Raw genomic sequence first — 19,548 nt, 5'->3', positions numbered from 1 at the left:
ATGAAGGTCACGGGGACGCCCTCGACCGGCCGCACCACGGCCCGGGAACGTCGTGCCGAGCGCCGTGCCCACGCCGACTACACGGGTGCCGTCTACGGATCGATGCTCGCGGCGTCGGTGGTGATCGGCGCTGGTGCGCTGGGGCAGTTCCCCCGGGTGCAACTGGTCATTCTGCTGTTGCTGACCGGCCTCGTCTTCTGGGTGGGGCATGTCCACGCCCAGTTGTTCGGCGCCCGTCTCGCGCAACGGGCCCTGGACCGGCCGACCGTCCTGCGGGTGTGCGCCGAAGAATGGCCGATCGTCAAGGCGGCAGTGCCGCCCGCCCTCGCCGTCGCCGTCAGCCCGCTGCTCGGCCTGGACGTCGACGGCACGATCTGGCTGGCGGTCGCCGTCGCCGTGACCGGCCAGGTGGGCTGGTCCGCGGCCGGCGCACGGCAGGCGGGCGCGTCCTGGTGCCTGGTGGCGGGCACCGCCGCGGTCAATCTGCTGCTCGGCCTGGCGATCATCACGTTCAAGATCGCTCTGTCGCACTGAGGCCCGGACCCCGGATCACCTGTGCCGGGTGAGGCCCGGTGCGGCCGGGCGGAGCAGGATCGGGGGCAAGACGGCAGCAGGCCCGCGGCGGGAGAACGGCCCATGCGCTACGAGATCCGCGTCGATGGACAGATGTCGGAGACCCTCACCAAGGCCTTCCCGGAGCTGGATCACGTGATGATGTCCGGTCAGACGGTGCTGTTCGGTCCCATCATCGACGAGGCCCACCTCTACGGGCTGCTGAACCGCTGCCAGTCGCTGGGACTCCGGGTCGTGGAGATGCGGCAGATGCCGGAGTGAGCGCCGCCCGCGGACAGGCCCGGTGGCCGTCCCTCACAGCTCGGCCGCGACGATCCGGCCCGCGCGGACCGCCCCGCCCAGCGCCTCGAAGTCCCGCTCGGTGCGGTCCGCGTAGGCCTGCGCGAACCCGCACAGCGCACGGTCGAAGCGGTCCCCGCCGCCGAGATAGGCGGCGATGGCGACCGGATCACCGGAGCGCGCATGGGCCCGTGCCAGGGCCGCCCCGCACACCCGGCCGGACAGGCTCAGCAGGCCGGGATCCCAGCCCTCCGGCCGGAGGCCGCCCTTCCAGTCCCACAACTGCCGTACGTAGAAGTCCCGGTCGCGCCCGTCGAGGCCGGCCACACGCGTCCAGCCCAGGAAGATGTCACTGGCCGCCTGCAGGAGCCGCTGCCCGGCCACCACCCTGCGGCCCTGGTTGTCGTACCGCTCGCCGCCCGTGTGCGCCGCGAGCACCGACTCCCCGGCCTCCTTGGCCTGCAACAGCAGCGGATCGTCGTCGTCCCGGCCGAGCAGCAGCAGGATCCAGCACCGGGTGCCGACGCTGCCGACCCCCACCACCTTCCGCGCCATGTCCACCAGTCGGTAGTGCCGCAGCAGGTGCCGCCGGTCCGGGGGCAGGCTGCGCGCGTACGACTCCAGCAGCGCCTGCAGCGCCTTGTCCTCCTCGTCGGGGGAGGTCTCGCCGCGCAGTTCCCGCAGGGGGGTGAGCAGCGGTGGGTCCGCGGCGATCCGGCGGCCCTCCGGCGTACGCCGGGTGAGTTTGGCGAAGGCCCGCAGATGGGTCCGGGAACGGGCGCGGGCGGCCGCCCCGGCCGTACGACGCCTGCTCTCCTCGTCCATCGAGGCGGCCAGCAGCCCGCGCAGCCGGTCGGCGTCGTCCCGGGCGTACCAGACGTCCAGGGTGCGCATGCCCGCGAACTCCCGCATCCGTTGCCGGTAGGCCCGCACGCCGGTGCGCACCGCGTCGTCCTGCTCCTGCTGGGTGAAGCCGTTGTCCCGCCCCGCGACGGCGATACTGGCCGCCAGCCGCTTGACGTCCCACTCGAACGGGCCCGGGAACGTCTCGTCGAAGTCGTTGATGTCGAACACCAGATGCCGTTCCGGCGAGGCCAGCAGCCCGAAGTTGAGCAGATGGGCGTCCCCGCACAACTGCACCTCGAGGCCGGTCCGCGGCAGCGGGGCCAGGTCCGCCGCCATGACCGCCGCCGCGCCCCGGTAGAAGCGGAAGGGGGACGCGAGCATGCGGCCGTAGCGGATCGGCACCAGCTCCGGGACGCGGCTGGCCGACTGCCGCTCCAGCACGTCGACCGCGTCCGGTCGGTCCGGCGCGGCCTCGAACACGCCGTGGACCGAGCGCGGCGCGCGCCGACGCGCCCTCCTGCCCCGGGCGGCACGGTCGGCCGGCGACACAGCGACGGCACTCGGTGTGCTCATGATCCACCCTCCTGGTCCTTCGGCCGGCCGTGGGCCGGTGCGCTCCACCCCACCGCCCCCTCCGGCGGGAGGGATCACCCGCGGCGGGTGATCCGGCGCACCTGCGGCCCCGGGAATGCTGTCCGCTCCAGGGCCGCGGGCCGCCCGCCGGCAGTGCGTGCGAGGCCCGTGCCGATCGCGAGGAGGAGCCATGACCGCACCGCGTGGACAGCAGCCGCGGGCCGGGATGCCATATCCGCCCGGCGAGGCGGGCAACGGTCCCGCACAGGCCGTGACGGTGATCGCCCGCTCCTGGACCTGGATCCTGGTGTCGGCGGTCATGACGCTGGTACCGGGCGTGCTGATCCTCGTCTGGCCGGACGAGACGCTGCACGTCCTCGCCGTCGTCCTCGGCCTCTACCTGCTGCTCGGCGGCGCGATCCGGTTCGTGACGGCGTTCGCGCGGGAGGACCACGCGGACCGGCTTCCCGGCCTGCTGGCCGCCGTGCTGTACGTCCTGGCCGGCGTGCTGTGCCTGCGCAATCCGCTGCAGACCATCACCGCGCTGTCACTGATCGTCGGACTGGTGTGGCTGGTGTCCGGCCTCCTCACGCTCTACCCGGCGATCGCCGCCAGGGACCTGCCGCACCGCGGTGTCGTCCTGGGAGCCGCACTGCTCGGCATCGTCGCCGGGATCGTCGTGCTGGCCCTGCCCGCCGAATCGGCGCGGGCGCTGACCCGGCTGCTGGGGCTGTGGCTCGTACTGCTGGGCCTGGTGGAGCTGGTGGCCGCCTTCGCCTGGCGGGCCGCGCTGCGCAGGGGCGGGGTGCTGCCGGGCGCACCCGGTCCCGTGGAGTGACCCGGGCGCACGATCACCCGCCTCGGGTGAGGACGTGCCGTTCTCACCGTGTGCATGGTGAGAACGGCAGAGACCGGCTCGGCGAACCCCGTGAGCCGCTGCCCCGGATGGAGGAAAGACATGAGTGCGCAGACCTATCTCGCGTACGACTACCCGGTACTGGGTGTCTTCTGGTCCATGCTGGTGTTCTTCCTGTGGATCATGTGGTTCGTCCTGCTGTTCCGGGTCATCGTCGACGTCTTCCGCGACGACGGCATGAACGGCTGGGCCAAGGCCGCCTGGACACTCTTCGTGATCGTGGTCCCCTTCCTGGGCGTCCTGGTCTACCTGATCGCCCGGGGCAAGGGCATGGGGGAGCGGGAGGTGGCGCAGGCGCGCGCCCAGCAGGAGGCCTTCGACTCCTATGTCCGGCAGGCCGCACAGGGCGCGACCCCGGCCAGCAGCGCCGACGAGCTCGCCAAGCTCTCCGCCATGCGCTCCCGCGGTGAGATCACCGACGACGAGTTCCGCAGGGCCAAGGAGCTGGTCCTCAGCGGTGCCGGGTCGGCCCGGCCTTCCGACACCTTCCACGCCCCCTCCGGGCGCTGAGGCGCGCCCACGAGATTCGAATCGAGGCCCCCCTATGACCACGACCCCCTCCGCTCGCGCCCACACCCGCACCACCCGGCAGGCCTGGGCGGGCGGCCTGACGGCCTTCGCGGGTGTCATGCTGCTGCTTGCCGGGCTGCTCGGGATATTCCGGGGCATCATGGCGATCGCCCAGGACAACGTCTTCGTGACGACGCCGAACTACGTCTTCAAGTTCGACCTCACCAGCTGGGGCTGGATCCATCTGGTCCTGGGCGCGATCGCCGTGATCGTCAGCTTCGGCCTGTTCACACCCTCGATGTGGGCGCGCGTCGCCGGCGTGGGCATCGCCGGGCTGGTGATCATCGCCAACTTCCTGTCCCTGCCGTACTACCCGGTGTGGTCCGTCGTGATGATCGCCCTGTCCGGCTTCATCATCTGGGCCCTGTGCGTGGTCCAGGGGAGGGAGTCCATGGAGAGCCCGTAGCCGGGGACCCGCACCGCACCGGCCGGCTCGCACGACTCCTCTCGGGGTCGCGCGGGCCGGCCCGCGCGGACCCGGCCCGGGCCCTGGCGTTCGACGACAGGGCCTAGTCGCCCCGGACGGGCCCCGCCGCCACGTCCTCCGGGCTGCGCTGCTGCGGGATCACCACCGCACCCTGCTGCAGCGCCACCGTCCGGGTGGGGGCGGGGATGGAGATGCCCTCCGCGCGGTAGCGGCGGTGCAGGCGCTTGATGAACTCGTGCTTGATGCGGTACTGGTCGCTGAACTCGCCGACGCCGAGGACCACGGTGAAGCCGATGCGGGAGTCGCCGAAGGTGTGGAAGCGGATGGCGGGTTCGTGTTCCGGTACGGCACCCTCGACCTCGCGCATGGTCTCGGCGACGACCTCCGCGGTGACCCGCTCCACGTGCTCCAGGTCGGAGTCGTAGCCGACGCCGACCTGCACCAGCACCGTCAGCCGCTGCTCGGGATGCGTGTAGTTGGTCATGTTGGCCTTGGCGAGCTGGCCGTTGGGGATGACCACCAGGTTGTTGGAGAGCTGGCGGACCGTCGTCTGGCGCCAGTTGATGTCGACGACGTACCCCTCCTCGCCGCTGCCCAGCCGGATGTAGTCGCCCGGCTGGACCGTCTTGGAGGCCAGGATGTGGATGCCGGCGAAGAGGTTGGCGAGGGTGTCCTGCAGGGCGAGGGCGACCGCCAGACCGCCGACGCCCAGGGCGGTCAGCAGGGGCGCGATGGAGATGCCGAGGGTCTGCAGGACCACCAGGAAGCCGATGGCCAGGACCAGGACCCGGGTGATGTTGACGAAGATGGTCGCCGAGCCCGCCACGCCCGAGCGGGACTGGGTGACCGTGCGGACCAGACCCGCGATCACCCGGGCCGCGGACAGGGTCACCACGAAGATCAGCCAGACCTCCAGGACCTGGTTGACGTGTTGCTGGACGGTCCGGGTCAGCGGGAGCACCACCGCGGCCGCCGCCGCACCGCCCGCGATCGCCGCCCACGGCACGACCGAGCGCAGGGCGTCCACGATGACGTCGTCGCCGCTCCAGCGGGTCCGCTTGGCGTGCTTCGCGAGCCAGCGCAGCAGGGTGCGGGACAGGAAGGCGAGCAACAGGCCCGCCGCCACCGCGATTCCGGCGAGGACGAGGTCGTCCAGGGTCAGCGCGCGGTTCACCGGTCACCTCCGGGGTGCGCGCCTGCTGCCAAGTTGTGAGGTCTCGTCACGTTGTCACCTGCTCGATGTGCGGATGTGCGATCGCGCCGGCTGCCCGTGAACCCCGGTGACCGGCGCGATCGCTCATCCTGCCGTATCCGGAACGCCAGTTCGCACCCGGACCGGCCGCACCGCGCCACCGCTCAGACGATGCCCTCCGCGAGTTCGGCCTGGTCGCGGTCGTCGCCGTACGCGGCGGCGGTGGGCGTGCCGTACGAACGGCGGGCGACGTACCACCAGACGGTCGCCAGGACCAGGACGACGGCGAGCGCCACCGACGCGTAGTTCATCGTGTCGACGGTGACCGGCGAGGCCTGCGGCAGGCAGAACAGCACCGTCACACAGGCCACCCAGACCACCGCGATCCAGCCGACCGGCCTGCTCCAGCGGCCCAGATGCCAGGGCCCTGGCCGGAAACGGTCGCCCGCGCGCAGCCGCAGCAGCACGGGAATGGCGTAGGCGGGGGTGATGCCGATGACGTTGATGGCCGTCACCGCGTTGTACGCCGTCGCCGAGTACAGCGACGGCAGGGCGAGCACGCCGGCCACGACGACGGACAGCCAGACGGCGGCGACCGGGGTCTGGGTGCGGCTGCTCACCGTGCGCCACAGGTGGGAGCCGGGCAGCGCGCCGTCGCGGCTGAACGCGAACACCATCCGGCTGGCCGCCGCGACCTCGGCGTTGCCGCAGAACAGCTGGGCGACGATCACCACCAGCAGCAGCGCGCTCGCGCCGCCGGTGCCCAGGCCGTCGAGCAGGATCTGCGCGGGCGGCACACCGGTGGCGGTGTTGCGCGTGGCGTCGTAGTCCTGGATGGCGAAGGTCAGCCCGGCGAGCAGGACGAAGCCCGCGATCCAGGACGCCCAGATGGACCGTACGATGCCGCGCGCCGCGGACACCGAGGCCTGCGAGGTCTCCTCGGACAGGTGCGCGGAGGCGTCGTAACCGGAGAACGTGTACTGCGCGAGCAGCAGGCCGATCGCCGCCACGTAGAGCGGGTTGTGCCAGCCGGTCTCGTTGACGAACTTCGTGAACACGAAGGACGCCGACCGGTGGTGGTCGGGGACGATCGCGAGCGCGCCGACGATGAGCGCGACACCCGCCAGATGCCACCACACGCTGACCGAGTTGAGCAGGCTGACCAGGCGGACGCCGAACAGGTTCAGCACCGCGTGCAGCAGCAGGATGGCGCAGAAGATCAGCATGGTCCTGCCGGGCGTGGGCGTGAAGCCCCACTGGAGGTTGGCGAACGCGCCGGTGAACAGGGCGGCGCCGTAGTCGATGCCGGCGATCGCGCCCAGCAGACCGAGCAGATTCAGCCAGCCGGTGTACCAGCCCCAGCGCCGGCCGCCGAGCCGGTCGGCCATGTAGTACAGGGCGCCGGAGGTCGGGTAGGCGCTGGTGACCTCGGCGAGCGCGAGGCCGACGCACAGCACGAACAGGCCGACGCCCGCCCAGCCCCACAGCATCACGGCCGGGCCGCCGGTGTTCAGGCCGAAGCCGTACAGGGTCATGCAGCCGGACAGGATCGAGATCACCGAGAAGCTGATCGCGAAGTTGCCGAAGCCGCCCATGCGGCGCGCCAGCACCGGCCGGTAGCCGAGTTCGCGCAGCCGCTTCTCCTCGTCCTGCTGGGGCAGGCCCGAGGAGGGCGCGGGTTCGGGGGTGGGGGACATGCGGGGACCTCCGGGTCAAGAGGGGCGGAGACAGGTGCCGTTCAGGTGCGGGAGCCGTCCGCGGCCGCGCGGCAGCGGTCCCGGGCCTGGGTGAAGACCTCCACGGCACGGTCGCGGTCGGGCGTGCGGTACATCCAGGGCGGGGGCGTGAAGTACGGTCCGATGGCGTCGAACACCCGGGCCGCGTCGGGGAATTGGAGCGAGCCCCACAGGGCGTGGGCCAGGTGGTTGAGGTCCGGCAGCGCGCGCTCGGCCTCGTGAGTGCGCTCGAACCAGGATCGCAGGGCGCGCCGGGCCTCGCGGGCCGCGTCCTCCGCCACCCAGTGCAGGTCGAGCGCCGCGTCGTGCCCGCTGTCGCGCCGGTAGCGCTCGACGCGGACGTACAGCGGCAGCAGGTGCAGCGCCGAGCCGGGCGGCGCCTGCCCGGCGGCCCACTGGGCGTAGCCGGCGGCCTCCGCGATCCGGCCCGAGCCGCCGCGCACGTACAGGAACTGCAGCATCCGGTGGTGGGCCTCCCGGTTGTACGGGTCGCGCCGGCCGGCCTCGGCCAGCAGCCCCCAGGGTCCCGGCGGCAGCATCGGCTCGGGCGCGGGCACCCGGTGCTCCTCCCAGCGCTGCTCCGGATCCAGCTGGGCCAGCGCCAGCAGACACACCCAGGGCACCGGGTCCCGCGGGGCGAGGACGGTGGCGGACTGGGCGGCGTCCCAGGCTTCGATCCACAACTCGTGGGTACGGCGGTGCCGTTCACGCCGGGCGCGCAGGGCCCGCTCCACCCCGACCCGCGCCTGCATCACCGCGGCGTACAAGCTGCCCGGCTCCTCCGTGAGCCAGGCGCGCACCACATCGGTGCCGGCGGCGGCCGCCCCGAGGACCTGGGTGCGCTGGGTCCACTGCCATCCGGGCGGGGTGTCCGCGAGCAGCGTGCGCATGGCCATCCAGCGGCCGGTGCGCAGGTCCTGCAGGGCGGCGCGCAGGGCGTGGTCGGGGCCGGCGGGGTCGTAGGAGGGACGGGGTCCTTCTCTGGCCATCAGCCGTCCGCCCCCGGCCACTGGCGCGCGGGCGAGCTGGCGGGGTGGCGTGGCAACAGCCCTCCTGTGGGCGGTACGGAGGTGTGGGGTGCTGGTCGGCGGTCACTATAGAGGCGCGGGTTTCACCATGCCATTGTTGCCAACTCAACCATCCGCTCGGGCCAGTTGACCGCCCAGGGGTGCTTGACGCCGTCCCGCCGCGGCGGCAGGCTGGCGCGGTGATCTTCGGTGCGGAACGGGGTAGGGCGCGATGACGGGTCCGGTGCTCGCCGTCGACCAGGGCACGTCCGGCACCAAGGCCCTCGTGGTCTGTCCGGAGCGCGGAGTCCTGGGCTCCGCCTTCGCCGAGGTCCGCCCCCGGTATCTGCCGGGCGGGCTGGTCGAGGTGGACCCGGCCGAGCTGTACGGCTCCGTGGTCGACGCCGGCCGGCGGGCGCTCGCCGAGGCCGGCGAGGACGTCGTGGCCCTGGGCCTGGCCAACCAGGGCGAGACCGTCCTCGCCTGGGACCCCGCCGACGGCCGCCCGCTCACCGACGCCCTGGTGTGGCAGGACCGGCGCGCCGAGACCGTGTGTACCGAACTCGCGGCGCACGCCGAGGAGTTGCGCCACCTGACGGGGCTGCCCCTCGACCCGTACTTCGCCGCGCCCAAGATGGCCTGGATCCGCCGCCACCTCACCCGCGAGGGCGTCGTCACCACCTCCGACGCCTGGCTGGTGCACCGCCTCACCGGCGCCTTCGCCACCGACGCCGCCACCGCGGGCCGTACCCAGCTCCTCGACCTCGACGGCGCCCACTGGTCGCCGAGGGCGCTGGAGATGTACGGCCTGGCCGACGAACGGCTCCCGCAGCCCGCCGACAACGCCCAGCACATCGGCGTCACCACGGCGTTCGGCCGCGAGATCCCGCTCACCGGACTGATCGTCGACCAGCAGGCCGCCCTGCTCGCCCAGCGCGTCACCGCACCCGGCGCCGCCAAGTGCACCTACGGCACCGGCGCGTTCCTGCTCGCGCACACCGGCGACCGGCCCCGGCGCGGCACTTCCGGCCTGGTCAGCTGCGTGGCCTGGCGGCTGGCCGGCGCGACCAGCTACTGCCTCGACGGCCAGGTCTACACCGCGGCCTCCGCCGTCCGCTGGCTGTGCGACCTCGGGGTCATCTCCTCCGCCGCCGACCTCGACCCCGTCGGCGGCGCCGTCCCCGACAGCGGCGGCGTCACCTTCGTGCCCGCCCTCGCCGGACTCGCCGCACCCTGGTGGCGCGGCGACCTGCGCGGCTCGCTGACCGGACTCGGCCTCGACACCGGCCCCGGCCATCTGGTGCGGGCGCTGTGCGAGGGCGTCGCCGCCCAGGTCGCCGAGCTCGCCGACGCGGCCGCCACCGACCTCGGCGCCCCCCTGGACACCCTCCGCGTCGACGGCGGCCTCACCCGCTCGGCCCTGCTCATGCAGACCCAGGCCGACCTGCTGCAACGCCCCGTCGAGGTCTCGGCGCTGCCCGACGCGACCGCGCTCGGTGCGGCCGCCCTGGCCCGCCTCGGCGCGGACCGTACCCTGGGCGTCGAACAGGCCCTGCCCGACTGGAAGCCCGCCGCCGTGTACGAACCCCGCATCACCGCCGACCAGGCCGCCGAACGCCGCGCCGGCTTCCGGGCCGCCGTGGCCGCACTGCTCGGTTCATGACCGTCACCGCGGAAGGCCCGCTGCCCCCACGGACGTACGACGTCGCGATCGTCGGCGCCGGGGTGGTCGGCTGCGCCATCGCCCGCGAACTCGCCCGCCACCCCCGCCTGGACGTGGCGCTGGTCGAGGCCCAGGACGACGTCGGGCAGGGCACCTCCAAGGCCAACACGGCGATCCTGCACACCGGTTTCGACGCGGCCCCGGGAACCCTGGAGGCCCGGCTGGTCCGCGAGGGGTACGAGCGGCTCGGCGCCTACGCGGCCGAGTCCGGCATCCCCGTCGAACGGGTCGGCGCCCTGCTGGTCGCCTGGGACGAGGAGCAGCTGGCCGCGCTGCCCCGGCTGGCCGGGAAGGCCGAGCGCAACGGCTACCACGAGACGCGCCTGCTGGGCCCCGGCGAACTGTACGCCCGCGAGCCCCACCTCGGCCCCGGAGCGCTCGGCGCCCTGCACGTGCCCGGCGAGAGCATCATCTGCCCCTGGACGACGACCCTGGCGTACGCCACCCAGGCGGTGCGCGCCGGAGCGGACCTGCACCTGAACACGGCGGTCCAGCGGGCGAGTCACTCACAGCGCGGCCACCGCCTGACCACCTCCCGCGGCACCCTGCACGCCCGCCACCTGGTCAACGCGGCCGGACTCCACGCCGACACCGTCGACCGGCTGCTCGGCCACGAGGACTTCACCGTCACCCCGCGCCGCGGCCAGCTGCTGGTGTACGACAAGTTCGCCCGCCCGCTCGTGAGGCACATCCTGCTGCCCGTCCCGACCGCGCTCGGCAAGGGTGTGCTGGTCGCGCCGACCGTCTACGGCAACGTGCTGCTCGGCCCCACCGCCGAGGACCTGGACGACAAGCGGGCCACCGGCTTGACCGCCGAGGGCCTGGCCGGGTTGCGGGACAAGGGCCGCCGTGTCCTGCCCGCGCTCCTCGACGAGGAGGTCACCGCCGTCTACGCCGGCCTGCGCGCGGCCACCGGCCAGGAGGACTACCGCATCGCCGCCCACCCCGAGCAGGCGTACGTCACCGTCGGCGGCATCCGCTCCACCGGCCTGACCGCGTCGATGGCCATCGCCGCCCACGTCACCGGCCTGCTGGCCGGCACCGGGCTCGACCTCGGCCCGGTGCGTGAGCCGGACCCGCTGACCATGCCCAACCTCGGCGAGGCCTTCCCGCGCCCCTACCAGCGGCCCGGACTCATCGCCGCCGATCCCGAGTACGGCCGCCTCGTCTGCCACTGCGAGCGCGTCTCCCGCGGCGAGATCCGCGACGCCCTCGCGAGCACGATCCCACCCCGCACCCTGGAGGGCCTGCGCCGCCGGACCCGGGCCCGGGCGGGCCGGTGCCAGGGGTTCTCCTGCGGGGCGGCGGTGCGCGAGCTGTTCGAACGGGGCTTTCCCGAGGGCGGGTCGGCGCCGCGGGAGCCAGCCGTTGGTGCAGCGGTGCGGCGAGATCCCGCGGACGGGGAGGCGCCGCGGCGAGAGCTGCCCGACGGGGAGGCGATGAGGCGAGAGCTGCCCGACGGGGAGGCGGTAGGGCGAGAGCCGGCCGGCGGCGGGCCGGTGGGGCAGGGTTGGTGCACGGGGGAGGCGGTGCGACGGCAGTCGGCCGACGGGGAGCGCTTGGGACGGGAGTCGTCGGCCCGAGAGCCGGTGCGGCAGGAGCCGTGCGCCGGGGAGACGGTGCGGCGGCGGAAGCCGTTCGGGAAGGGGCGGGCATGACGACACCTCGCCGCGTCGACGTTCTCGTCGTCGGTGCCGGGCCAGCCGGACTCGCCGCCGCGGCACGGCTGGCAGTCTCCGGCGTGGGACGGGTGGAGGTGCTGGAGCGGGAGGCGGAGGCGGGCGGAGTGCCGCGGCACTGTGCGCACGGCGGCTTCGGCGCATGGACCCGCCCGCTGACCGGACCCGCCTACGCCCGCCTGCTGACCGAGGCCGCCGACCGCGCGGGAGCGGTGATCCGCACCGGGGTGACCGTACTGGACTGGGCGTGGGCTGCGGCTCCGGAGGCCGGGAACGACCAGGATGCGGCGGCGGACCGGGGCCCCGGGGCAGGGGGGAGTTTCACGGACCGGGGCCGGGCCGAGGAGTTCCCGGCGGCACCCGCCGCGACCGGCCGGACCGTGGGGGCGAGCGCTGCCGGAACCGGGCCGGTCGGACCGGCGAGCCCGGCCGACCGTGCCGGCGCCGGCCGCGGGCCGGTGTCCGGTGCCGTGGGACCGAGCATCGGCACGCCGCTCACCACCGTGGGACCGAGCATCGGCACGCCTCTCACCACTGTCGGACCGAGGATCGGCACGCTGCTCACCGCCGTCGGACCCGGCGGGCCCGAGGTCATCGAGGCGCGGGCCGTCGTACTGGCCACCGGGGCCCGCGAACGGCCGCGCACCGCCCGGCTGGTGCCCGGAACCCGGCCCGCCGGTGTCTACACCACCGGCGAACTCCAACAGGCGGTCCACCTGTTCGGGCAGCGCGTCGGCACCCGTGCGGTCGTCGTCGGCTCCGAGGACGTCTCGTACGCGGCCGCCGACACCGTGCGCGCGGCCGGCGCCGAGGTCGTGGCTCTGGTCACGGAACACCCGTGCGCCCAGACCGGCCGGGTCCGCGCCCGGTCGGCCCGGCTGCTCGACCGCGTCCCGCTGCTGACGTACACCACGGTCACCGAACTCCTCGGGCACGGCCGCCTGTCCGGCGTCCGCGTCCGTCACCGCGACGGCCGTACGGCCGTACTGGCCTGCGACACCGTCGTGTTCACCGGCGACTTCCTCCCCGACCACGAACTCGCCCGCCGTGGCGCCCTCGCCCTGGACCCCGGCACCCGCGGTCCCGCCGTCGACGGCGCCCTGCGCACCTCGCGCCCCGGGGTCTTCGCCGCCGGGAACGTCCTGCACGCCGTCGAGCGCGCCGGCACCGCGGCCGCCGAGGGGAACGGGGTGGCCGGCACCGTCCTGGACTTCCTGGCGGGCGCCCCCTGGCCGGACCCGGCAGTCCCGCTCGCCGTCGAGGCTCCGCTGCGCTGGATCGCCCCCAACCGTGTCGTCCCCGCCGACCCGCCCACCCGTTACGTCCTGCGCACCAGCACCCCGCTGACCCGCCCCGTCCTCCGGGTCCACCAGGACGGCCGCCTCCTGCACCGCGAGCGGCCGACGCTCGGGACCGCACTGCCCAACCGCACCCTGACCCTGACCGCAGGCTGGACGGGCCGGGTCGACCCGAAGGGCGGCGAGGTACGGGTGAGCGCGGGCTGAGCGGGCCGGCCGCCGGAAGCGTCCGAGGGCCGACAGGGGGCGCTCACAGGTCCGTGAACGACCCGTGCCGCCCCGACCCGGCGGCGAACCGGGCGGCGCCCTCCGCGCTCTCCGCCAGCACGCCCAGGCCGTGCCGGAGTTCCCCGCGCAGGGCCGTCTCCTCGTCCAGGCCCTCCTGGTCGAGGACCGACGCGCGGTCGCTGCGCAGGCAGGCCTGCGGGAAGCGGGCGATGGCAGCGGCCAGCGCCTCGGCCTCGGCGCGGGCGCGCCCCGTGGGCACCACACGGTTCACGAGGCCCATCTCGTGGGCCTCCCGGGCCTGTACCGGGCGGCCGGTGAGGATCATGTCCATGGCCCGGCCGGTGCCGATCAGCCGGGGCAGCCGTACCGTGCCGCCGTCGATCAGCGGCACGCCCCAGCGGCGGCAGAACACCCCGAACACGGCGTCCTCCTCAGCGACCCGCAGATCGCACCACAGGGCGAGTTCGAGGCCGCCCGCGACCGCGTGCCCGGCGACGGCAGCGATCACCGGTTTCGACAGCCGCATCCGGGTCGGCCCCATCGGCCCGTCACCGTCCTCGGCCACCCGGTTGCCGCGCCCGGTACCGATCGCCTTCAGGTCCGCCCCCGCGCAGAACGTGCCGCCCTCACCCCACAGCACCGCCACCCGGGCGGTGTCGTCGGCCTCGAACTCGCGGAAGGCGGAGGCGAGTTCGGCGGCCGTGGGGCCGTCCACCGCGTTGCGGGCCGCCGGCCGGGACAGGACGACCGTGGTGACGTACTCCGTGCGCTCCACGCGGACCGGCATGGGAAGCCCTCCTGGTTCTGGTTCGGCAAGGCCACTGTGCCTCAGATGACCTTGAGCCGTACCAGCGCCCCCAGGGTCAGCGCGCCCGGCAGCAGCGGCACCCACACGGTGATGATCCGGTAGGCGAGGACCACCGCCGTGGCCACCGCGGCCGGGCCGCCGACCGCGACCAGGGCCACGATCAGCGCCGCCTCGACCGAGCCCAGCCCGCCCGGAGTGGGCACCAGCGCCACCGCCACCGTCGCCGCGAGGTAGGCGAGCACCATGTGCGCCACCGGCACCGGCAGCCTGAGCGCCTGGCCGACCGCGGCCAGACCGGCCGCCTGCAGCGCGGGGAAGGCCAGCGAGCCGCCCCACAGAGCCAGCGCCCGGGCCGGCCGGGTGTGCACCGACCGTGCCTCGCCGAGGGCGTCCCGGACGAACGCGCACACGCGTGCGCGCAGCGGTCGTACGAGGGCCACGACGGCCGCCGCCGTCACCAGCAGGCCGGCCGCGCCCAGCAGCAGCGGCAGGGCCGAGCCGTCCGGCAGCAGGGGGCCGAGGTCCAGTGCGTCGGGGAAGGCCAGCAGCAGCACGGACAGCAGACCGACCCGGCCCACCGACTCGGCCAGCAGATACAGGGCGAGCGCGGCCGAGGAGCGGGCGAGCGGCACCCCGCACACGGTCATGAAGCGCAGGTTCACCGCGCCCGCGCCCAGCCCGGTGGGCAGCAGATGGTTGGCCGAGGCCGCCGCGAACTGGGTGGCCAGCAGCCGCCCCTTCGGCAGCGGCTGCACCACCGCGCCCTGCCGGGTGAACGCGGCGGCCACCCAGGTCAGACACGTGGCACCGGCCGCCGCGAGCAGCCACGGCCAGGAGGCGGTGCGCAGCTGGCCGAAGCCCTCGGCGAGCAGCGAGCGGTTCCGCAGGGCGACCACGGCGACGAGGACGAGCGGCACCAGGCACAGCACGTGGCGGACGGGGACGCGACGGGGGAGTCGTCCCCGGGGAGGTGGGGAGAGCGGGACGGCAGTCACATCCGCAGAGGTTCTCCCTGCCGTCCCAACGGGGGGTGAAAAGACGGGAACATTGACCTCAACGAAGGTTGAGGTTCTACGTTCTCTCTTATGAGCATGGAGACCACCGCATGGATGCAGCTGCACAGCGTGATGAACGCACAGTCCGAGCGCAGACCCTTCGCCCGGGCCACGCTGCGCCGTATCGCCGCCTTCGCCCGCCCGCACCGCGCGGGCATCGTCCGGTTCGTACTGCTCGGGGTGGCCACGGCCCTGCTCGCCGTGGCCACCCCGGTGCTCGCCGGCCGTGTCGTGGACGCGATCGTGGCGGGGCACGACTCCGGCACGGTGGTCCGGCTCTCCCTGCTCATCGCGCTCGTCGCCCTCGCGGAGGCGGGGCTCGGCATCCTCGGCCGGCGCCTGTCGGCGACGCTCGGGGAGGGACTCATCCTCGACCTCAGAACGGCTGTGTTCGATCATGTGCAGCGCATGCCCGTCGCGTTCTTCACACGGACTCGTACGGGAGCGCTGGTCAGCCGACTCAACAACGACGTGATCGGCGCCCAGCGGGCGTTCGCCAACACTCTCTCCGGCGTGGTCAGCAACCTGGTCACGCTGCTGCTCACCCTCGCGGTGATGCTCACCCTGTCCTGGCAGATCACCCTGCTCGCGCTGGTGCTGCTGCCTGTGTTCGTGCTGCCCGCACGCCGCATGGGCACCCGGATGGCGCGCATGCAGCGCGAGGCGGCGGCGCTCAACGCGGCCATGGGAACCCGGATGACCGAGCGCTTCTCCGCGCCCGGCGCCACCCTGGTCAAGCTGTTCGGCCGCCCCGAGGAGGAGTCGGCGGAGTTCACGGCCCGCGCCGCGCGAGTCCGGGACATCGGCGTCCGCACGGCCACGGCCCAGTCGGTGTTCATCACCTCCCTCACCCTGGTCTCCGCCCTCGCGCTGGCCCTCGTCTACGGCCTCGGCGGCTGGTTCGCGCTGCACGGCACTCTGCAGGCCGGCGCGGTCGTCTCCCTCGCCCTGCTGCTGACCCGTCTGTACGCCCCGCTGACCGCGCTCGCCGGAGCCCGGGTCGAGGTCATGAGCGCGCTCGTCAGCTTCGAGCGGGTCTTCGAGGTGCTGGACCTCAAGCCGCTGATCGAGGAGAAGCCGGACGCCCGCGAGGTCCCCGAGGGTCCGGTCGCCGTCGAGTTCGACGACGTCCGCTTCTCGTACCCCTCGGCCGACCAGGTCTCCCTCGCCTCCCTGGAGGAGGTCGCCGCCCTCGACAGCCGCGGCGGCTCCGAGGTCCTGCACGGCGTCTCCTTCCGCGCCGAACCCGGACAGACCGTCGCCCTCGTCGGCTCCTCCGGTGCCGGCAAGTCCACCATCGCCCAGCTGCTGCCGCGCCTGTACGACGTCGACGCGGGCGCGGTGCGGCTGGGCGGGGTCGACGTCCGCGACCTCACGGCCGCGTCCCTGCGCGGCACGCTCGGCATGGTCACCCAGGACGGCCACCTGTTCCACGACAGCGTCCGCGCCAACCTGCTGCTGGCCCGGCCCGACGCCACGGACGAGGAGCTCTGGGACGCCCTCGGCCGCGCCCGCCTGGCCGACGTCGTACGGTCCCTGCCCGACGGCCTGGACACGGTGGTCGGCGAGCGCGGCTACCGTCTGTCCGGCGGCGAACGCCAGCGCATGACCATCGCCCGGCTGCTGCTGGCCCGGCAGCGTGTGGTCATCCTGGACGAGGCCACCGCCCACCTGGACAACACCTCCGAGGCGGCCGTCCAGGAGGCCCTCACCGAGGCCCTGGAGGGCCGCACCGCCGTGGTCATCGCCCACCGCCTGTCCACGGTCCGGGCCGCCGACCAGATCCTCGTCGTGGAGTCCGGGCGGATCGTGGAACGGGGCACGCACGAGGAGTTGCTGGCGGCGGACGGACGCTATGCCGAGCTGCACCGGACGCAGTTCGCGGGGCGAGCGGAGCCGGACGCCGAAGTGGCGGTCAGCTGAGGCTGCCTTCCAGGCTTCTGCGGACCTCGGTGGTTTCCGCAAAGGGCGACACCGGGACGGCGGTGGCCGCGCTCAGGGCGTTGTCGGTCTTCCGCGGTTCGGGGGAGTGCGCGCCGACCGGCCCGGGTGCTGGGTGGTACGCGGAGCTGTGCCGGCGGCGGTTCGCGGGGTGGGGGAGGGCGGAGGCCGGGGTTGGGAGGCAGTTGAGGTCGCCTTCCAGGCTGCTGTGGTGCGGGAGGTCGGAGGCGGGGGGCGGGGTCAGTTGAGGTTGCCTTCCAGGCCGCTGTAGACCTCGGTGGCCTCGCAGAAGGCGACACCGAGACGGCCGGCCACGCCGAGGGCCTCGTCGATCTTCCGCAGATCGACGGGGTCACCTGCCAACTTCCCCTGGTGCCCGGCGAGATGGGCGCGCGCCGCGCCGGTCGCCGTTGCCGGGACCAGGCCGCCGACCGAGTAGTTCGCGACGATCGTGGCGGGCGGTTCGGGCCACTCCAGACGGGGGAACTCCGCGCGCAGCAGACCGTCCAGCGCCGTGGGCGCGGTGAAGCCCTCGACGGCCAGGCCGGCTTCCGCGCACAGCCGAGTGGGCCAGGTGTAGCCACGTGACATCCAGCCCGGCAGCAGGGCGGAGGCGAACTCCAGCACCGTGAACGGAACCTCGCGGGTCAGCAGCCGGGCCGCGTCCAGCTCCCTGCCGTCGGAGGGGTGCCGCACGACCGGCGTTCCCGCGCGCAGGGCCAGCGCCGCACCGCGCAGGATGCGCAAGGGGCCTGCGAGGCCCTGCGCGATCACGGCATCGCCGGGCAACCGCCCGTCCGTGTCGGGCCGGACCTTTGCGGGCAGGGCGGGGTCGAGCCTGCCGATCATCTCGAGCGCGATCGTGTCCACCTCCTCCGGGGAGGCGGCGAGATACCGCTGCATGTCCTCGCTGATCCGCTCCGGGCCGGCCCCGACGATGAGGAAGGGGCGGCCCCACAGGTGCAGTCGTGTCTCGAACCCGAGGCTCTCGTCGTCGAGGGCGTGCTCCAGCACGCCCAGCGCCCAGGCCTTGGCGCGGAAGCGGTTCTTTCGTAGCGCGACGGCGCGGGCGATCAGATCGTCGATGGCGTCGTCGTCCCCGTGTCCGGCGAGGTACGGCAGCAGCCGTCGCTCGATCAGCGGCAGGTCGACGGGGTGGAAGCTCGTGTCATAACCCATGGGACCCACGCTAGTGAAGACCTGTCACACCACTTGACGCAGCTGGTCCGTACCTTTAGTTTCACGCCTTAAATAAAGTCTACGGACCTTCAACGCCCGGTTCGCTCATGGGCGTTGGCCCGCAACCCCCCACGCGAAAGGCCGCCCGAACATGGCCAGACCTCTCCCGGCAGCAGTCTCCCTCGGCGTCCTGGCACTCTCCGCCGGACTGCTCACCGCTTCCCCCGCCCAGGCCGCGACCGGAGCCATCACCGGGCTCGCCGGCAAGTGTCTCGACGTCGCCGGGGCCAACTCGGCCGACGGCACGCCCGTCCAGCTCTACGACTGCAACGGCACGAACGCCCAGCAGTGGACGGTCGGCAGCGACGGCACGATCCGCGCCCTCGGCAAGTGCCTCGACGTGACCGGCAATTCGACCGCCGACGGCGCCAAGGTGCAGCTGTGGTCCTGTACCGGCGGCGCGAACCAGAAGTGGACCGTCACCGCCGCCCACGACATCGTCAACCCCCAGGCGAACAAGTGCCTGGACGTCACCGACAACAACTCCGCCAACGGCACCCGGACGCAGATCTGGAGCTGCAGCGGCGGCGCCAACCAGAAGTGGAACGCACCCGCGAGCGGCGGCGACGGCACCCCGTCCGCGCCGATGGCCGTCGCGCCGTACCTCTACAACGGCTGGGGCAGCCCGCCCAACCCGTCCACCATCACCCAGGCCACCGGCGTGAAGTGGTTCACCCTCGCCTTCGTGCTCAGCAACGGCTACTGCAACCCGCAGTGGGACGGCAGCCGCCCGCTGACCGGCGGGGTCGACCAGCAGACCGTCAACACCGTGCGGGCGAACGGCGGTGACATCATCCCGTCCTTCGGCGGCTACAGCGGCAACAAGCTGGAGAGCTCCTGCTCCAGCGCCGGCGAACTGGCCGCTGCCTACCAGAAGGTCATCAACGCCTACGGCCTCAAGGCGATCGACATCGACATCGAGGCCGACGCCTACAGCAGCGCCACCGTGCAGCAGCGCACCGTGGACGCGCTGAAGACCGTCAAGGCCGACAACCCCGGCCTGAAGGTGTACATCACCCAGGGCACGGGACAGTCCGGCCCCGACACCAGCCTCATCAACCGGGCCGCCTCCTCCGGGCTGACCGTGGACGCCTGGGCCATCATGCCGTTCGACTTCGGCGGCGCCGGACAGAACATGGGCAACCTCACCACGCAGGCCGCCGAGGGCCTGAAGAACGCGCTGAAGAACGCCTACCACTACAGCGACGACCAGGCGTACCGGGACATGGGCATCTCGTCCATGAACGGGATCACCGACAACAACGAGACCGTCACGGTGAACGACTTCCGCACCATCCTCGCCTACGCACAGGCCCACCACCTCGCCAGGCTGACCTTCTGGTCCGCCAACCGCGACCGGCCGTGCACCGGCGGTCCCGCCGACAGCTGCTCCGGCGTGAGCCAGTCCGACTGGGACTACACCCGCGTCTTCGCCGCATACACCGGCTGATCCCCCCG

General features: G+C 73.5%; 16 protein-coding genes and 1 pseudogene. 10 read left to right on the top strand and 7 right to left on the bottom strand.

Annotation, left to right across the window (positions count from 1 at the left end; genetic code table 11):
• Positions 1 to 534, top strand: a complete 534-nt coding sequence (locus FB563_RS36595; RefSeq protein ID WP_055707946.1) for a hypothetical protein — start codon at positions 1 to 3, stop codon at positions 532 to 534.
• Positions 535 to 636: 102 nt separating this feature from the next.
• Positions 637 to 834, top strand: a complete 198-nt coding sequence (locus FB563_RS36590) for a hypothetical protein (RefSeq protein ID WP_055707947.1) — start codon at positions 637 to 639, stop codon at positions 832 to 834.
• 33 nt (positions 835 to 867) lie between these two features.
• On the opposite strand, the gene FB563_RS36585 is transcribed toward FB563_RS36590, so the two are convergent.
• Positions 868 to 2,271, bottom strand: coding sequence for a DUF2252 domain-containing protein (locus FB563_RS36585; protein WP_055707948.1), 1,404 nt, complete (start codon positions 2,269 to 2,271; stop codon positions 868 to 870).
• Between the two features lie 190 nt (positions 2,272 to 2,461).
• On the opposite strand from FB563_RS36585, the gene FB563_RS36580 reads away from it, so the two are divergent.
• The 3 genes from FB563_RS36580 (at position 2,462) to FB563_RS36570 (ending at position 4,163) form a co-directional block, all read left to right on the top strand.
• On the top strand, positions 2,462 to 3,109 hold the full coding sequence (locus FB563_RS36580; protein ID WP_055707949.1) for an HdeD family acid-resistance protein: 648 nt from the start codon (positions 2,462 to 2,464) through the stop codon (positions 3,107 to 3,109).
• Positions 3,110 to 3,229: 120 nt separating this feature from the next.
• Positions 3,230 to 3,697: an SHOCT domain-containing protein gene (locus FB563_RS36575; RefSeq protein WP_055707950.1), complete on the top strand. Its 468-nt coding sequence runs from the start codon at positions 3,230 to 3,232 to the stop codon at positions 3,695 to 3,697.
• A 34-nt stretch (positions 3,698 to 3,731) separates the two neighbouring features.
• A complete protein-coding gene (locus tag FB563_RS36570) occupies positions 3,732 to 4,163 on the top strand; it encodes a DUF7144 family membrane protein (RefSeq protein WP_055707951.1) in 432 nt (143 codons plus the stop codon).
• 103 nt (positions 4,164 to 4,266) lie between these two features.
• Here the strand turns inward: FB563_RS36570 and FB563_RS36565 are convergent, their stop codons facing one another.
• From FB563_RS36565 to FB563_RS36555, 3 genes are all read right to left on the bottom strand, one after another.
• Positions 4,267 to 5,358, bottom strand: coding sequence for a mechanosensitive ion channel family protein (locus FB563_RS36565; RefSeq protein ID WP_055707952.1), 1,092 nt, complete (start codon positions 5,356 to 5,358; stop codon positions 4,267 to 4,269).
• Positions 5,359 to 5,540: 182 nt separating this feature from the next.
• Positions 5,541 to 7,073 (bottom strand): amino acid permease, encoded by a 1,533-nt coding sequence (locus FB563_RS36560; protein WP_055707953.1) that lies wholly within the window; start codon positions 7,071 to 7,073, stop codon positions 5,541 to 5,543.
• A gap of 41 nt (positions 7,074 to 7,114) precedes the next feature.
• On the bottom strand, positions 7,115 to 8,101 hold the full coding sequence (locus FB563_RS36555) for a hypothetical protein (RefSeq protein ID WP_055707954.1): 987 nt from the start codon (positions 8,099 to 8,101) through the stop codon (positions 7,115 to 7,117).
• A gap of 250 nt (positions 8,102 to 8,351) precedes the next feature.
• On the opposite strand from FB563_RS36555, the gene FB563_RS36550 reads away from it, so the two are divergent.
• The 3 genes and pseudogenes from FB563_RS36550 (at position 8,352) to FB563_RS36535 (ending at position 13,026) form a co-directional block, all read left to right on the top strand.
• The gene (locus FB563_RS36550; RefSeq protein ID WP_055707955.1) at positions 8,352 to 9,782 is read left to right on the top strand and encodes an FGGY family carbohydrate kinase; all 1,431 of its coding nucleotides are present in this window, start codon (positions 8,352 to 8,354) and stop codon (positions 9,780 to 9,782) included.
• Positions 9,779 to 11,167: pseudogene (locus FB563_RS36545) on the top strand (FAD-dependent oxidoreductase); the annotation flags it as partial. The gene FB563_RS36550 and the pseudogene FB563_RS36545, both read left to right, overlap by 4 nt.
• A 329-nt stretch (positions 11,168 to 11,496) precedes the next feature.
• A complete protein-coding gene (locus FB563_RS36535; RefSeq protein WP_411573202.1) occupies positions 11,497 to 13,026 on the top strand; it encodes an FAD-dependent oxidoreductase in 1,530 nt (509 codons plus the stop codon).
• 43 nt (positions 13,027 to 13,069) lie between these two features.
• On the opposite strand, the gene FB563_RS36530 is transcribed toward FB563_RS36535, so the two are convergent.
• A complete protein-coding gene (locus tag FB563_RS36530; protein WP_055707956.1) occupies positions 13,070 to 13,834 on the bottom strand; it encodes a crotonase/enoyl-CoA hydratase family protein in 765 nt (254 codons plus the stop codon).
• A gap of 41 nt (positions 13,835 to 13,875) precedes the next feature.
• The gene (locus FB563_RS36525; protein WP_055707957.1) at positions 13,876 to 14,850 is read right to left on the bottom strand and encodes a lysylphosphatidylglycerol synthase transmembrane domain-containing protein; all 975 of its coding nucleotides are present in this window, start codon (positions 14,848 to 14,850) and stop codon (positions 13,876 to 13,878) included.
• 96 nt (positions 14,851 to 14,946) lie between these two features.
• On the opposite strand from FB563_RS36525, the gene FB563_RS36520 reads away from it, so the two are divergent.
• Complete coding sequence (locus FB563_RS36520) at positions 14,947 to 16,833, top strand: ABC transporter ATP-binding protein (RefSeq protein WP_142219208.1); 1,887 nt, start codon at positions 14,947 to 14,949, stop codon at positions 16,831 to 16,833.
• Positions 16,834 to 17,091: 258 nt separating this feature from the next.
• Here the strand turns inward: FB563_RS36520 and FB563_RS36515 are convergent, their stop codons facing one another.
• Positions 17,092 to 18,030 carry a hypothetical protein gene (locus FB563_RS36515; RefSeq protein ID WP_055710449.1) on the bottom strand — a complete coding sequence of 313 codons (939 nt, stop codon included), beginning with the start codon at positions 18,028 to 18,030 and terminating at the stop codon, positions 17,092 to 17,094.
• Positions 18,031 to 18,181: 151 nt separating this feature from the next.
• On the opposite strand from FB563_RS36515, the gene FB563_RS36510 reads away from it, so the two are divergent.
• Positions 18,182 to 19,540 carry a lectin gene (locus FB563_RS36510; RefSeq protein WP_055710450.1) on the top strand — a complete coding sequence of 453 codons (1,359 nt, stop codon included), beginning with the start codon at positions 18,182 to 18,184 and terminating at the stop codon, positions 19,538 to 19,540.
• Positions 19,541 to 19,548 lie beyond the last annotated feature (8 nt).

The organism is Streptomyces puniciscabiei, assembly GCF_006715785.1.
Taxonomy (GTDB): domain Bacteria; phylum Actinomycetota; class Actinomycetes; order Streptomycetales; family Streptomycetaceae; genus Streptomyces; species Streptomyces puniciscabiei.
The sequence above is the reverse complement of the archived record's forward strand: the minus strand, read 5'-3'. Positions and strand labels throughout refer to the sequence as shown.

Excerpts from the sequence above, each read along its gene's own strand:
- FB563_RS36515 (WP_055710449.1), bottom strand. The coding sequence starts at position 18,030 with ATGGGTTATGACACGAGCTTCCACCCCGTCGACCTGCCGCTGATCGAG.
- FB563_RS36585 (WP_055707948.1), bottom strand. The coding sequence starts at position 2,271 with ATGAGCACACCGAGTGCCGTCGCTGTGTCGCCGGCCGACCGTGCCGCC.
- FB563_RS36590 (WP_055707947.1), top strand. The coding sequence starts at position 637 with ATGCGCTACGAGATCCGCGTCGATGGACAGATGTCGGAGACCCTCACC.
- FB563_RS36520 (WP_142219208.1), top strand. The coding sequence starts at position 14,947 with ATGGAGACCACCGCATGGATGCAGCTGCACAGCGTGATGAACGCACAG.
- FB563_RS36510 (WP_055710450.1), top strand. The coding sequence starts at position 18,182 with ATGGCCAGACCTCTCCCGGCAGCAGTCTCCCTCGGCGTCCTGGCACTC.
- FB563_RS36575 (WP_055707950.1), top strand. The coding sequence starts at position 3,230 with ATGAGTGCGCAGACCTATCTCGCGTACGACTACCCGGTACTGGGTGTC.
- FB563_RS36560 (WP_055707953.1), bottom strand. The coding sequence starts at position 7,073 with ATGTCCCCCACCCCCGAACCCGCGCCCTCCTCGGGCCTGCCCCAGCAG.
- FB563_RS36555 (WP_055707954.1), bottom strand. The coding sequence starts at position 8,101 with ATGGCCAGAGAAGGACCCCGTCCCTCCTACGACCCCGCCGGCCCCGAC.
- FB563_RS36550 (WP_055707955.1), top strand. The coding sequence starts at position 8,352 with ATGACGGGTCCGGTGCTCGCCGTCGACCAGGGCACGTCCGGCACCAAG.
- FB563_RS36580 (WP_055707949.1), top strand. The coding sequence starts at position 2,462 with ATGACCGCACCGCGTGGACAGCAGCCGCGGGCCGGGATGCCATATCCG.
- FB563_RS36530 (WP_055707956.1), bottom strand. The coding sequence starts at position 13,834 with ATGCCGGTCCGCGTGGAGCGCACGGAGTACGTCACCACGGTCGTCCTG.
- FB563_RS36570 (WP_055707951.1), top strand. The coding sequence starts at position 3,732 with ATGACCACGACCCCCTCCGCTCGCGCCCACACCCGCACCACCCGGCAG.
- FB563_RS36535 (WP_411573202.1), top strand. The coding sequence starts at position 11,497 with ATGACGACACCTCGCCGCGTCGACGTTCTCGTCGTCGGTGCCGGGCCA.
- FB563_RS36595 (WP_055707946.1), top strand. The coding sequence starts at position 1 with ATGAAGGTCACGGGGACGCCCTCGACCGGCCGCACCACGGCCCGGGAA.